Source organism: Massilia suwonensis (genome assembly GCF_042655665.1).
Taxonomy (GTDB): Bacteria; Pseudomonadota; Gammaproteobacteria; order Burkholderiales; family Burkholderiaceae_D; genus Telluria; species Telluria suwonensis.
This window is the reverse complement of the sequence record NZ_JBHSMR010000010.1, coordinates 1-14,514: the sequence shown is the minus strand read 5'-3', so window position 1 is coordinate 14,514 and position 14,514 is coordinate 1. Positions and strand designations below refer to the sequence as shown.

The following is a 14,514-nucleotide window of genomic DNA, read 5'->3' as shown; positions in this document are numbered from 1 at the left end:
CGCCTCGCAGGTGCATGGTTCAATTAATCGGTTGGCTGCCGCTCGCCGGTGATTTTGAGGGTGCCGTTAATCATCTGCAACTTCATCACTTCATGCACCTGTCCCTGCTGTGCTGTGTCGCCATTGCTGGCGGTGAAGTCGACAATGAAGGAAATGTAGGCCTGCTGACCATCGTCGGAGGCCTGGTATTCGATGTTGCTGCTCCGCTTGAACTGAATATCCGTCCATGCCGCGTAGATGTTCTGCTTGTCCTTGATCAGGTGCTGTACACCCTGCCCGGCGCCAAGGTAATCGACCCCATCGTCGTAGAGCGAGAGGATATCGGCGACGTCGCGGCGGTTATGCGCGCTAATAAACCTGGCAACAAAGAACGGGATATCCGCAGCATTGACTGGCTGTGGTGCAGGTGCCGGTAGCGGCACCGGGACAGGAGGGGAGGCCGGCTCAGGCTCGGCGTGCGTGGGTGCAGGCTCGCTCGCACCTGTCGAAGTGGTCTCTGCGCCTGCGCTACCAGACTGCTTGTTATCGGCCGATGTGCGGCCCGTAGCCGGAAGGGAGTCGGCGTCAACGGGCGCGGGTTTGCCTGGCGCCGCCGGCTCGGCTGGCGTCGGTTTCGTCTCCACAACGGGCTCGACCTCGCTTGGTCCAAACACCAGACCCACGATCAGCAGCACGAAAAACATGAGCGTAGCCCCCAACGCGATGTGGCGGAACATCTTGCCGGGCAGGGTACGGGGAGGTAGAGGTGAGCCGCCTTCCGATACCATCCCGTCGTCACGCTCATTCTCGGGCAACCGACCGGCCTGCACTGGGTGCGGTCCCGGCGACTTGGTGAGCGTAACAAGGAGTTGCTCATACCCCTGTTGGTATCCAGCGCTAAAGTCGACGTACTGGATCCGCTTCAGGCGGAATGGGATTTCGCATGCGTGCAGCAGGATCGGCACGACCTGTTTTTCCTCGCCGAGGGTGTAATACACCTCATCGAGTACATTGAACGACGCAACCGATGCCGGCGACAACACGACAACCAGGCAGGCGCAACCCTTGAGCGCGCCCTCGACCGATTCGTCCCAGCGCGCGCCTTTTGGAATATCCAGCTGGTCGACCCACAGCTCGACGCCATCGGCCCGAAGCGCACTGGCGATTTTCAGGACGAAGTCGGCGTCGCTGCGTGCGTAACTGAAAAAGACCCGGCGCGACCCCACAGGCGGCGCGCCGTTTTCGTTAGCCGAACCGGGATCTGTATTGCCCGCAGCATGAGAGGTCATGGCTGTGCCCGGCAATCAAGCGCTGCCCCGTACCACGCCGTCCGACACATCTGCTGGCATGTCGTCCCCCCAACTGTATGAGTGCCGGCCTGCCTGGGCGCGCGGCCCCATGATGAAACGCCTGAATACGACGTCACACCAGGAGCACAGCAAGCGGACACTCTGTCGCTCCGCGAACGTATCGTACCGGGTTCGGGAAAAATACGGCGCACTCGGGCGTGGCGGCGTCCTGAAAAGCAAGGATCTCAGCCACTATTGCGGTCCGAAGCGAGGACATCTCCAATCGCCTTGACGCAGAAGCCCGCGAAACGTCGAGCGTTTGATCCTGGCTGCCATCAGCCTTCGTTTGCGAATCTTTTAACCGATCTTATTCTGGGTTCGCACGCGGCGATTACCTGAACTCGCATGAAGCAGCGCCGTTCCCTACAAAGGCTCTGTATTCTAGCCCGCGCGCCCGTCTCCCAACCAGGTTGCGGACTTGTCTAGGCCGTCCGCTTCCGACCCAAAGCGGACCGCCCGCTCACTCCTCAAGCCAGTGCAAGGCTTGCGTAAGGTCGTTATAGAAAACGCGGTATTCCCCCTCACCAAATTGTCCGAAGGCGATCCGCGCTAAGTAAGCCAGTCGTGTATTCGGAACCAAAATCGCTTTACGGAGAGGTCGATCTTGGAATAGTTGCCTTGTTGTGTTGTCGAGTTTTTCTTGCATCAGTGCAAGCTCGACGTTATGCGTCTCCATTTCCAATCCGTCATAGAGTACGCGTGTGTAACCGGTATCCTGAAGCAGTTGGACTACCCGCTCGTGTGTTTCTTCAAGCATGCCTTCGGTTAATTCGCCTCTCAGTCGGGCCACAATGACGTTGCCGAGAGGCTCAATCCAAAGTTGAGTATTTGGCATTTTATCCACTTAAATTAGTTTAAAGCTCGCAATTCCACCCCCGCAATACTAAAGGCAACCGCTCCTTAGATGTGACCGCTTTTGGCCGATTGCGGACGGTCGAGACACCGCACCATTCGGTGTTGGCGAGGTGGGCAAAGCGTGGATTGCCAAGGGTGCTTCGTGACATCGATTACATTTTCTGTGCTACACCCACGATATTCTCGGCTGCCTTGCATTCTTTCTTAGTCGGCTTTGGCGCAAAGCTGACCTGCATCGCGCCCGCTGCCAAACCGAGACGGACATTGTCTGGAGTTGATCCAGTCTGCTTGCTGATCGTGTTTATTACGCGCGCCTGAAGAGCCTTTTCAGCCTCTTGCGAACGCAATGGACGGCCTGCGCATTGTTCCTGGATAGTAAGGGCAGCGCCGATAAGTTGACCGGCTTGTTGACCAGGGTCTTTGTTTTGTTGTGCGGAGGCGATCGGTGTAAGCATTGTCGTGCTGATGGCGGCAATGATAAGGCTAATTTTGAACATAGGAGTCCTGATTGGTTGAGTTGCTGATCCATTATGATTGAGCAACTCTCACCGATCAAGATTGGTAGCATCATTGCAACGTTCGTCCGTAGTTGTTGCGCTCGAACAAAAAGTCTGTTTAAGACGCCGCTGTTTATAGCTAGATAACACTGCACCGGACCTTGCCAGCTTTTGGCCCACAGCATACCTGTTGTCGCGTCCGCTACCGGCCTATTGTGTTGAAAAAGTCCGCTTGAGTTCGCGATCTCGGTGACCTGTCGCTGTCTAACTGGTCACGAATACGGAGGTTGCGATGATGGGGCGTCAGGCAACGAAGCGGGAGTTGTTCGTGTCGGTCAGTCTAGACGAATACGTTCCCGAAGACCACTTGTTGAGGGCGGTAGACCGCTACCTCGACCTCAGCGAATTTCGCGCGAATCTGGCCGAGTCATACAGTCATACCGGGCGGCCGTCGATCGATCCCGAACTGATGGCTCGAATGCTGATCATCGGCTACTGCTACGGGATCCGGTCGGAACGCCGGCTGTGCGAAGAAGTCAGCATGAACCTGGCGTACCGCTGGTTCTGTCGTCTCGGCCTGAAAGACAAGGTGCCGGATCACTCGAGCTTTTCCAAGAATCGACACGGCCGCTTCCGCGATCACGACGCCTTTCGAAAGCTATTCGATTCGGTGCTTCGACGCTGTATGGCCGAGGGTTTGGTGCAAGGCGAGGGTTTTGCGACTGACGCCAGCATGATCAAGGCCGACGCCCAGCGACAACGTTCTTGCCCGGGTAATGCCGATATCGACTGGGGTGATCCGGAGCAGGCAAGCCGGCCGGTGCGTGAATACCTCGCCGCGTTGGAACAGGCCAATCCGGTACCACTCCCGCCAAAAAGAATCTCCCTGACCGACCCGGCATCGACCTGGACTGCCGCCGCCGGGCCGGCTATTTTTGCTTACTCGACAAATTACCTGATCGATCTGAAAGCGGGATTGATCGTCGATGTCGAGGCATCGGCCGTGAACAAAACGGCCGAAGTCGAAGCGACCAAAATCATGATCGATCGCGTCGAAGAAAAGTTTGCAATCAAGCCGCGGCGACTGGTGGGCGATACAAATTACGGTGTCGCTGCCATGCTGGGGTGGCTGGTCGAGGAAAAAAGGATCGCGCCGCACGTTCCGGTATGGGATAAATCCGAGCATCACGACGGCACTTTCAGCCGTACCGATTTCTTCTTCGACGACGAAAACAATCGCTATGTTTGCCCGGCCGGTAAGTGCCTCAGGCCCCCTCAACGAGGCCAAGTGAAAACACTGCTTCGCTATCGTGCCAGCGTGCACGACTGCCGGGTTTGCGACTTGAAACCGAGGTGCTGTCCCAACATGGTCGCGCGAAAAATCGACCGCAGCCCGCAGGAGCCTGCACGCGATATCGCCCGTGCTATCGGCAAGACCGAGGCTTATCGCCAGTCACGCCGCGAACGAAAGAAGGTCGAAATGCTATTTGCCCACCTCAAACGCATCCTTAAATTGGGTCAATTACGCTTGCGTGGCCCCAGCGGTGCCCATGATGAATTTCTGCTGGCAGCAACGGCCCAAAATCTTCGGCGAATGGCCAAAAAGCTGCTTCTGCCAAAACAAGACATCAAACTAGCGATGAGTTAAGCGAACACAGCCTTGACTACGCCTCTGAATCTTTCCTGTACAGTTACTTCATCAGGCCTGCTCTTGCCTGGGAGTTTTTCAACGCAATAGGCCCGAAGCGGACCATTGGATTTCTTAGCTGCGGATGATCAACGCTGGAAGTCAGCGGCCATCAGACCCACTCCGCTACATTGATAGTTCATTGAGGCAATGTTTCCACCTCAGTTCGAAGTTTCACGAGCCGTTCTTCATCAATGTGATTCGCCAAGTTCGGTGAAACCCGGGTTAAGTGCTGCTTTCGCGCGTGTAGAAAGGCAAGCAGCCAATTTCTTTCGGAAAACCCCGTTCGGGGTGATCCGCCGATAGCCCTAGTTGCCTCTTCGGCAAAGCGCTTTGTGTTTGTTGGACCGGTGTGCACGAACGTGTCAAACACAACTGGAATTGCAAGCGACGACCGAAGTCCATACTCATGGATTAACGTCGCCACTCCCCTGCGTTGCTCGTCGGTCGCAACAACATCCTGTCCCTCGAATCCCGAAGTCAGCTTTTCAGCAGCTTTGAAAGCCTGTAGGGTTGCCGGGTCAACGTACCCCGTAGCTGGGAGGCCTCGCTCTTTTTGGAAGTTTTTGATAGCGTTACGCGTTGCCGCACCTGGAATTCCGTCTATGGCTCCTCCATATGCGCCAGATTGAAAAAGCGCCTCTTGAGCCTGTTTCACCTCTTCACGCGGCGGCACAATCTGAGGTGCTGCATCAGCAGCGACCGTTTGAATTGTTAGCGGATCAAAGACGAACTGAATCAAGATAAATAGGGCAAATCCACCCCCCGCACCTACCTTGGATCCAGCTAGATTTCCCTGCAAAACCACGCCACCAAGAAAGAAGGTTGCGAGCATTGCTGCACCAACGGCTATAAAAAATCGTAGTACACCGCGCTGAAAGGTAGTTGGTTCTGGCATTACGAAAATAATGACAGCCAGAAATAACATGATTGCGCCGCCAGCAATCGCACTTGCGACCAAATTGCCCTTGCGATCTTTGAACAAGATGTTGTTTTCTGGCATGTGGACTGTACTCCCAGGTGTCGCAGTAAACCTACCGCTATTAAATGCCCCTCGTGGCCTGCACATAAATTATCCGTCCAGGCGCTAATTATGCTTTCGGACTCAACTACCTGACAAGGAAAGCTCGCTGGTCGGGTTCGTATAAACAACTCCATAGTACGGACCGGCGAAGACTGTCGAGAAGGTCGGTTTTGATTCACATCGGATGGTACCGGCGAAGGTCCGGCGTTGGCCGATAGCGGAAGTTGGAATGGCTCAGTGTACGGTGTTGCCGCCAGGACAAGCAAGAGGTTTTATTAGGCGTTCTAAGTTTATGGAGGGCTGCTCAGGTGCCAGTGGAGCTAGCGTTTGTCCCTGGCGCAACAGGCATGCTGCGACTTTAGCGAAAGCTTGCAGTGGCGAAAAATTTGGTGCCGAGACTGCTACACAAACATTCCAAAGCCAAGCACATTACTTAAGACTGAACTGCACCTCCTTAGAAAGGAGATTCATGAGCAACCGTTCGTACGAGAGCTGTAACCGATGGTGGGGGATGGGGGCAAGCTAGACGCGGAAAAGACTTTGCGGAGTGCATCAAAGCAACAAAAAACAACAGAATGTTGCGAAAAAATCACGGTTGCGAATTATTTTGATAGGCACATAGATTTTTTGAAAAACTGGAGCACAATATTCTATAAATATGCCATCAAGCCTAACGGTAGTGCTCGCCAGAAAGTCGGGTCGTATCTAACAACCTAAATGGCTACAGATGAAAAATTTTTTTGGAAAAATACTTTTCGCTGTATTCGCGCTTTGCATGTGTAAAGCATGGGACGCGCATGCCGAGGAAAAGTTTGAGCTTAAAACAATAATCGTTAGCGTGCAAACCAGATCGTTTGCAGAACTGGAAAGGTTAAAGCAGTCAATTGCGCTAGCTCCTAGCGCAAGTGCGGTGGTCCCAAAAGGAAGCACTCCGTCAAAAGTCATTTCGCAGCTATATGGTATAGGGCCGACTAATTCCCCGGCCGCCTATGATGCAATTCAAAGAAAAATATTTGAATTAAATGGTGTGGTAGACGAGAAGTCGCTGAAGGCAGGAAAAATCATTGTTCCCGATATGCCTAAGCTAACAAGCCGTACAGATACGGATCTGGTGGAAGAAAAGCTGACTATTGCAAAGAATACCTCAAAAATCATCGCGCAGGAAAGCCTAGGCGGTATCGAGAGCGGGGTTGATAAGACGTATGAATCGCTAATTAAAATAAAAGAACCGCTTCGTCGCTCAATTAACTATCTTAGGGCTGAGATTTTGGCATCCGAGCAAGCTAAAGAATTGTTAAAACAAGCGGACGAAGTTGGCGCAATTTACGCAACGGGTAGCGAAGCACAAATCAATTTGTCCGCCAACGAAGTCGATTGCGCAGACATAAACTCAAAATTCTTAAGCGATGACGAGGTGGCGTCGATTCAGACTGCTCTAAAGGATTCTCCAAGAAATAAGGAACGTTATCTCCTCGTTTTCGATACTGGTTGGCCGACATATGAAGATAGACAACGATCATTAGAATTCCTTAGGAAGGCTTTTGACGACGTAAGAAAGGCGATACAGCTGAAGTCCACGGATATGCCTGTTTTCAGCACAACTAGCCCGGGTGCCTTCAGTCCTCCTGATCATCCGCACTCGTGTATGATTAGGCAATCGATGTTACAAACGCGATCAATAGACGCGCAAGGACTCATCAAGATAATATATATTCCTTTACGGCCTGGGCAAATCGGCGCACAAGATTATTTTCGCGAGTTGTTAGCGTTATCGCAATTAGTAAAAGCAAAAGGTGCGGAAGTTTTCTCTAGGGCGCCAACTGCGAATGAAATCCAACTCGCTAATACGTTCGCTAGTGCCTCACTTTCATCTACGTCTACTCTTTCCACGCCTTGGAAAAGAGATCAGAATATGATAGCTATATATGAGCCGCTAATCAGTGGCTTATTGCAAATCCTCAACGCCTACGCAAAAATTGATTTGAATATGAAGGGGGGGCGCCCCTCTGTTGACGTTAAATTCTTTCTAAGTACTTCTTGGAATTTCACAAATTATACCATTGCTCCCGAGCTTCCTCATGCGTTCACCTATATGGTTTTTGCCGCGGCTGGAAACGACGGAGCCGACTTTATTGTGTCTCAAAGACTTTTTGCGAGCCATGCGCTGACTAATCGTCAAATCGTTGCTGTGATGAACAGTGATTTAGAGACCGGGTATAGTACCTGCTCGACGGCTGTATTTAATGACATTTGGAATTCACATTATTCAGCGAGTGCCGTCGTTTCGTTTCCAGGTCGTCTCAGTTCTGATCGAGAAAGTAGTTGTCCAGGCTTAGGGGGTGGTACAAGCTTCTCGACACCTAGATTAGCTTGGATTGCTGCTGTCTCAGAACTGTCGAATCCAACGACGCAGCTCTCTTGGCAAAACGAAATTAGTGAACGTTTGGTCAGTAGTCGTAGCAAAGTGCAAGGAGATTTCAAAGCCGCTCCGGTTAGCATAAAGAAACTACTCTCGTTAAAATAGGATTCTGACATGAAAACTATTAGCAAAATATCAGTTTTGGTAACTGCATTTTTTGTATTAAGCGGGTTTCAATGTAGTCCAAAAGAAAAGACTGGGAAGGCTTCGTGGGAAGATGTTTTAGCTAAATGCGGGTTGGGCGACATGCAGAAGTCGAAGACCTTGTATTTCGGCGCTTCTAACGGTAATGGTGTCGGATCGATTTGGTCTTTAGACAGCACAACAGGAGATATGTGGCCAACGTCGCAGTTGTCTGATGTTACCAGCCGTCGTGATATTGTATTTTCTAACAAGGAATTTGGTTGTAGTGGCGAGGCGACGTCTGGCATGGACTTCGACGTCAAAGCTGGAGCAAAGCCAGTGGTTTATCCAATTTCTGGTGAGGTACAGGCAGCATTTGCTAACGCAAGTTCTGTTAAAGTGCGGGTTACCTCCATTTTGCAGGAAGATGCGTATTGGGATAGTTTCAATCAGGAATTTGCCAAGCTTCCTATGGATGGCCAAATTCGCAAGGGGGTAGAACTCGGAAACAGAATGGTAATGGCCAGAGCGTGGAAAGTACGAGGATTTCAGGCGACTATTCAATATAGCCAGGACATATCTTCGGGCGTAAAAGCGAATATCGATGCGAAGGTTGCGTCTGGAAATCTTGGTGTGTCTGCAAAATGGAAAAATGCAAATTCGCTTGAGATATCAAGTACGCAAGATCTCTATATTGCTGGGGTTTTCAGGAAACTTTCTCCAACTGGTGTCTCGGCAGCTATCGTATCAAGTGAATTTGCTGAGTTGCCGATTAACGCTCATGTTCAACCCGCGAATTAGAATAAACTCTTCGAGTACGCTTCTTTTGCAAGAAAAAAAGATTGCACTATGGGGGATAGTTATGGACTCCGCTTCTGTGATTCAGATCCAAAAAGCACTTTTTTCGCAAGGTTATGATCCTGGAGAAATAGATGGAGTTTGGGGTAGGCGAACGATCGCGGCTGTACGCGCATTCCAGAAAAATTTCGGCTTGACGGTAGACGGAGTTGTGGGGCCGGCTACTCAAAAAAAGCTTTTCAGGGCATCAGACGGGACATACAATATTTCGCCCGTGTTACCATGGTTTGAAGAAGCTCGAAGGTTGAGTGGAACAAAAGAAATTTTGGGGCCGAGAAATAACCCAGAAATTCTAGACTGGGCATCTGACTTGGATATCTATTATCCTGGCGACGATGTCCCATGGTGTGGACTCTTTACGGCACACTGCATTGGCGCTACCCTACCTGATGAAGTGCTTCCCAAAGATCCGCTTACTGCTCGTGCTTGGGAACGTTTCGGTGATCCTACGGAGCCTCGGTTCGGAGCTATCATGGTTTTTTGGCGTGGCTCAATTACATCGGGGAAGGGACACGTGGGATTCTATGCCGGCGAAGACACTAAGGCCTTTCGAATTTTGGGTGGAAATCAAAGCGATCGGGTTTCTGTAGCTTGGATCAGCCGAGAGCGCTTCATTCGGGCTCGTTGGCCTCGCTCAGCGGTTAATCTAGTTGGTGGGATAACGACAGTTCACGTAGAACGAAGGGAAGACTTATCGCATAATGAAGCTTAGAGGGTGTAGACAAAATAGAAGGCATAGCCATGGCATGCTTTCCTGATATGCGAGGACATGCCATGGTTACGAAAGATCGGTCCAATTCGCAGCCGCCGACGAATCTCGGCGGCAGGCCTTTGGCATTGAACTCAGAGCATATCGCGGTTTTGCACGAAATCGTGTCAGATCATGCGCAGGCGAGCCTGGTGGAGATTGCCGGCGAGCTGGAGCGTCGCTGCGGCCTCCACGTGTGTGACGCGACGATCCGGCGTGCGTTGCGCGCAGAAAGGATCGTGCGGCTCAAGGCGAAGCGGCGGGTGTCCCCGACGGCCGATAAAGGCCCCAAGCGATGAGAACGTCCAAATCTGCCTAGCTATCGTCCGCACAATCACGTCGATTGTGTCCGGTCAGCGGCTAGTGTGTTACTGGCTGACTGACACCGCCTTCGGCGTCGTCGGGCTAGAAAAGCGGCGCAGAATATGCTCCAGTGCACGCGCCTGGCTGTCCGTAAAGCGCACCTCTACTCCGTCTGACGCTGCACCGACCATTTTGCACATCTCATAGAGCTGATCTGTCGCGTACCCCATGACATTTCGGCTGGCTGCCCGCGTACTGGCAGCTGCGAGTGAGACCCTTCTTGATCAGCTCAGACAGCAGGTGAACATGTTTTCGTTTGCCAGAATTTGTTTGGAGGAGCATGGGCGCGCGCAACTTTCATTAGCCGATCAGGTATTGATTCGTGTCGCGCTGAGCGCGGACCATCGTCACCGCGCAGTGTAGGTAACAGTTGCGGCTAGGGCAAGTCTAACGGTCTGGCAAGCGGCGGTCGTCGTTCCTGAAAATGGTAGGACAAAAGCTCTCGCATAAACAGAGGTGAATTCGCCAAGCCGCATGCGAAGCCAACTCTAGCCTTACGTCCGCTTCTGGCCGATAGCGCTCCTTCGGTAAGCTCTACTTGCTACCTTTAGCGGAATTCGCGAACGGCAAACGTAGACCGTTACGCAAAAGTAAGCATTAGTTCGTGTTCAAATATATTACTTTCCCCGCAGTGATCGACAGATGGCCGAGGGCGTGTAGCGCATTGATGACGGCGGAAACTTCCGAGTCCGTGATCTGCTTTTGAAAGTGAGCAGCGACAGAGCTTCGCAGCGTCTTTTCGGTTCGAGGTTTTGTTGCATTCGGCTGCTGCAACCTGCCAAGAAACGCACGGGCCCGCTCGTCAGGAGTCTTTAAGTGCATTGCTTTGATCGCTGGAATTTCCTCGAGCGTTGGCCATCGACCGCAGAAGATCTTCTGGTCTTTAAGATGTTGGATAAGTGGATCGAAGCCTGTATCTTTTGAAATTATGTGAAAAAAAGCATCCGATTCGTCGCAGGAAATACGCCCGATGTAGTACGCGATATGGAAGTCCAAAGCATTTGGTCCGTTGCCAGCAATCTTAATATATTCCGCACGCTCGCCCATCCGCTGTATGGCCGTGACCAAATCAAAAGGCACCTTATTTTGCATGGCCCCCACAAACACCTTGAGACGAAAGTGGTCAGCCGCAAGCACACTCAAAGATGCAGGTTGAACGCTCTCGAAATCGATAAGGACTATGTTTTTACGCAACTGATCTCTTTCTGTCGCCCCATCGTGGGCGACGAAACTCGCCGATCGAAAGCTTCCGACCGGTAGCGGATGTTAATCTGACGATCAGTCTACCGTGACTATTGCCACTTGGAAAGCATATCGACCTGGTCAGTCTTGTGATCTACTCTTGCCCCGGAGGGGAATCCCGGATACGTACATCCTTTGAAGGCGCGGCCGTAGGCTCACCAGCGTCTACTGAACTTGTGGCGATTCACGTCAACGATCGCTTACCAAGCAAGTTTTTTGTTTACTGCGACCGGTCTCGCTCGTCGAAATGCGAAGTGCGTGATCGGAATATGAGTAGGAAACTGGACATTGCCTACCTTCCCGTGCCCGGCCCGTATTGCCTCCCTCACCTCGACCTTCGATAAACGATAATGCCGAATGGCTGCATGCAAGGTAAGAAACGAGTGCGACGCATAGCCTCCTGACCTGTTGGCCAGCACGATCTCCACGGTAACGGGTTCTTCATCCACAATGACGTTAGGTCGCAGGTTGTAGCAAGCATCGCGGTTGAAGTACATTGCGATCAGCAACTGCTCTCGTCGCAGCATTTCCTTGCGCGTTGCGAAACGCCACAGCACCATAAATTTGAAACTCGCGGTGCCATGTTCGACTGCATCTGCCAGCAATTCGTAATTCTTATGTCGGAGTTGTTCCATGTCGCGCTGATGGCTGGCCCAACGCTGTTTGACGTTGTTGCTGGAGCCAAAATACATGCGACCGGTCACCCGGTTCTTGATGGCGTAGACGACGTAGTTATGAGAAAGCGCGCCAGTCGATCGGATGGCGTTCGACTTTTTCGGTACCCGCGCTCTGATCCGTACCTTGTCGCCCAATTGAGTTGACCAAAAATTGGGTAACTCCCTTAACTTCGATTTCAGCCCCGTGATCTTGACAGGCTGCGCAGTCGGACCGCGCTCGAGCACTTGTTTTAGCAGCGCGCCCTTCAAAGACGCAAGGTCTTGTTCACGGCCGTTTGTGACAATGACGGTACCCTTACTAAGCAGGTTGGAGCGGGACTCGCTTGTCAGTTCATAGGCTCGAGCAATCACTGATTGATCTTTCGATCCATGCAATAGTGCCCAGCGGAGTAGATTCTGGCTGTGTAAGTTATCCGGCTCAGCTTCAGTAACGGCCGATGTGGCCAAGCCCCCCAATCCCAGCCCACCAAGATGCTGGATAGTCGTTGGAGTAGACGACTCATCCTGGCCGTCGGTCACGGACATTTCTGTTGGAACTGTATTCATCGTCGCTATGTAAGTTGGAAATCCTACTAGGTGGCGAAGCTTTCGACAAACCGGAAGCGTACTCTCTTGCATTACAGGATTTGGCAGTCGCCTTACTGACCGCTTCTGGCCGATTGAAGACGGCCGGGCCCGGAGAGCGTCGGCTACTGGCTCACTAGACGTTAGTAGCCGCAGTATCGGCGAACGTCCGCATCAAGCTGCTCGACATGTCGTCGATGGGCGTATGTATCCTCTCGCGGCGCATTCATGAAAGCTTTTCGAGCTGCGTCGCATGCTTCCTCTGCATAGACTGCACGTATGAGGTCGGGATTTCTTTCCGGTCGATACACGAAAATGCCGATGACAAATAGTATCAGCAGAACAATTACGGCTAACAGAGATTTTAGGAGCATCGATTTCAGTAGATCTTTAAGAGTAGTGACTGCTTGGATGCGAAGATATTTGGTACGTTGTCCTCATATCCGGGAAAGTCGACGCTCGAACTCATCTTCAATCTCTCTCCTCCACGCTGTCTGTCGGTACGAGTCCACCGGATTCATCGGAAAGCGGTTGTTTCGGAATTGCGCACTAAGGTCCGCTCCTGGCCGATTGCGGACGGCCGGTACGGCTCAGTGTACTCGGATGTTGCTTTTTGAGCAACTAGAGGGTTTTGTTAGGCGCTCTTAGGGTCATCGGCGCTAAAAGGCGACTTTTGGCCAATTACGTGCCTGTTGGGTGTCCAATAACGGCCATTGCCAACCTTAAGGATCGACTGAATGGCACGCTTACGCTACTAAATTTGCCAAGGCCCTACTGAACCAACACTTTAATGCAGGAAATTTCTATTGTGTAATTCATACGCTCGGGAAATTTTTCCTTCAAAAGACTGAACCTTTGGGATGTTCTTCCCTCTAACCATACATTGATTCCACAACGCAAGGACTTCAGATGCAAAAATGCTTTACCTTCGCTCCAAGAAGCCATATTCGTGTCCTTTTGTGCTATACCGCAACCGTATTTTTGACCGCTTGCGGCGGCGGCACTGCTGAAGGCTTTGAACAACCAAGCCAGACCGCTGCCCAAACTTACGTAGACACAGCTAGACAATCGCAGGCGCCTATTGCCGCCGATGCGTCTAGCGCTGCTGCGGCTTCTGAGCCCACTGACACTGAAACAGCGAACGGCATACCCACGACTACTACAACTCCACCCGCTCAGAAGTGTGATTATTACATCGCTTCGAACGGTTCCGATAATGGGGCTGGTACGTATGCTTCCCCTTGGAAAACAATCCAATATGCTAGCGCCAATCTCCCTGCCGGCAAGACACTGTGCGCACTCGGTGGTACTTACTAAGGCTAGGCAAGCTCATCTGGAACTCGTATGTTGCATCGACCGCTTGGACGGGTACCTGGAAGTAGGACGTTCTGATTATAATTGTTGGGAGATAGATAACCCGTAGCTGGTAGTTAGTCTAAACAAATGGTTGTCAGTTCGGCGAGTCGGGAACTTGGACCAAGCGAACAGCTATATCCAGATCGAATCTTTTTGAGCCAGATCCTGTTGAAACTGCGCGCGAATTATCTTGACTTCCTTCATGAATCCTCTAAATTCAGCAGCCGTGTCAATGCGGCGCATGGCTTGGTCATTACTTTCCGCGACGGTAAAAGTACCAGGTGGATCAGGACTTAACCAAAGCCAGATCGTCAGAGTGTACTGCCCCTGAGCCCTCGATTACGTAAGGCAATGAACGGAGTCTGAATTTTGACAGGTAGACGGTTATCGTAACCAAGCGCTTTGCACAATATCAACGAGACAAATTTTGCAAGTTTGCTACAGATTCAGAGACATAGCAAAGAATCGTCCGAAGTTAGTTTAACTCCTTATTCACCTCCGCTAGCACCTTCCAGACATCAAGGAGGAACTATGGTGGAGCTGAGCCAACATAACGGACGAACTGACTTCAGTACGGCTGACAAGGTCAGTGAAGGGCTGAAAGTATGTATTCAACATGGCGTTCATCCAGCGATAGTCTATATGGAGAATGCCGGCGTACCTCGTCATATCGCTTTAAGAGTGCTGTGCTCGCCAGAGCACTTTTGAACCGCCCCGGCTTTCGTGGAGGCCGGTTAGTGTGAGTCAGGCCGGGACGGCTTGACTGCTCAGTT

The 14,514-nt window shown here is 51.7% G+C and carries 11 protein-coding genes; 5 read left to right on the top strand and 6 right to left on the bottom strand.

Going from position 1 to position 14,514, the window contains the following annotated elements; genetic code table 11:
* Positions 1–23 precede the first annotated feature (23 nt).
* The 3 genes from ACFPQ5_RS06255 to ACFPQ5_RS06245 form a co-directional block, all read right to left on the bottom strand.
* Positions 24–1,268 carry a TIR domain-containing protein gene (locus ACFPQ5_RS06255; RefSeq protein WP_379752426.1) on the bottom strand — a complete coding sequence of 415 codons (1,245 nt, stop codon included), beginning with the start codon at positions 1,266–1,268 and terminating at the stop codon, positions 24–26.
* A 520-nt stretch (positions 1,269–1,788) separates the two neighbouring features.
* Complete coding sequence (locus tag ACFPQ5_RS06250) at positions 1,789–2,163, bottom strand: SpoIIAA family protein (RefSeq protein ID WP_156648926.1); 375 nt, start codon at positions 2,161–2,163, stop codon at positions 1,789–1,791.
* Between the two features lie 172 nt (positions 2,164–2,335).
* Positions 2,336–2,680: a hypothetical protein gene (locus tag ACFPQ5_RS06245; protein WP_379752424.1), complete on the bottom strand. Its 345-nt coding sequence runs from the start codon at positions 2,678–2,680 to the stop codon at positions 2,336–2,338.
* Positions 2,681–2,972: 292 nt separating this feature from the next.
* Here ACFPQ5_RS06245 and ACFPQ5_RS06240 point away from each other — a divergent pair, with 292 nt between their 5' ends.
* Positions 2,973–4,328: a transposase gene (locus tag ACFPQ5_RS06240; protein ID WP_379752422.1), complete on the top strand. Its 1,356-nt coding sequence runs from the start codon at positions 2,973–2,975 to the stop codon at positions 4,326–4,328.
* A 178-nt stretch (positions 4,329–4,506) separates the two neighbouring features.
* Here the strand turns inward: ACFPQ5_RS06240 and ACFPQ5_RS06235 are convergent, their stop codons facing one another.
* A complete protein-coding gene (locus ACFPQ5_RS06235; RefSeq protein WP_379752420.1) occupies positions 4,507–5,370 on the bottom strand; it encodes a peptidoglycan-binding protein in 864 nt (287 codons plus the stop codon).
* A 748-nt stretch (positions 5,371–6,118) separates the two neighbouring features.
* Between ACFPQ5_RS06235 and ACFPQ5_RS06230 the strand changes: the two genes are divergently transcribed.
* The 4 genes from ACFPQ5_RS06230 (at position 6,119) to ACFPQ5_RS06215 (ending at position 9,838) form a co-directional block, all read left to right on the top strand.
* Positions 6,119–7,915, top strand: coding sequence for a hypothetical protein (locus tag ACFPQ5_RS06230; RefSeq protein ID WP_379752418.1), 1,797 nt, complete (start codon positions 6,119–6,121; stop codon positions 7,913–7,915).
* A 9-nt stretch (positions 7,916–7,924) separates the two neighbouring features.
* Positions 7,925–8,734 (top strand): hypothetical protein, encoded by an 810-nt coding sequence (locus tag ACFPQ5_RS06225; RefSeq protein ID WP_379752416.1) that lies wholly within the window; start codon positions 7,925–7,927, stop codon positions 8,732–8,734.
* The gene (locus tag ACFPQ5_RS06220; RefSeq protein WP_379752414.1) at positions 8,715–9,503 is read left to right on the top strand and encodes an NlpC/P60 family protein; all 789 of its coding nucleotides are present in this window, start codon (positions 8,715–8,717) and stop codon (positions 9,501–9,503) included. The genes ACFPQ5_RS06225 and ACFPQ5_RS06220 overlap by 20 nt, the downstream gene beginning before the upstream one ends.
* A 62-nt stretch (positions 9,504–9,565) precedes the next feature.
* Positions 9,566–9,838 (top strand): hypothetical protein, encoded by a 273-nt coding sequence (locus ACFPQ5_RS06215; protein ID WP_379752412.1) that lies wholly within the window; start codon positions 9,566–9,568, stop codon positions 9,836–9,838.
* Between the two features lie 661 nt (positions 9,839–10,499).
* On the opposite strand, the gene ACFPQ5_RS06210 is transcribed toward ACFPQ5_RS06215, so the two are convergent.
* Together ACFPQ5_RS06210 and ACFPQ5_RS06205 are read right to left on the bottom strand one after the other, a co-directional pair.
* The gene (locus tag ACFPQ5_RS06210; RefSeq protein WP_379752410.1) at positions 10,500–11,096 is read right to left on the bottom strand and encodes a PIN domain-containing protein; all 597 of its coding nucleotides are present in this window, start codon (positions 11,094–11,096) and stop codon (positions 10,500–10,502) included.
* A gap of 248 nt (positions 11,097–11,344) precedes the next feature.
* Positions 11,345–12,340, bottom strand: a complete 996-nt coding sequence (locus ACFPQ5_RS06205; protein ID WP_379752408.1) for a GIY-YIG nuclease family protein — start codon at positions 12,338–12,340, stop codon at positions 11,345–11,347.
* Positions 12,341–14,514 lie beyond the last annotated feature (2,174 nt).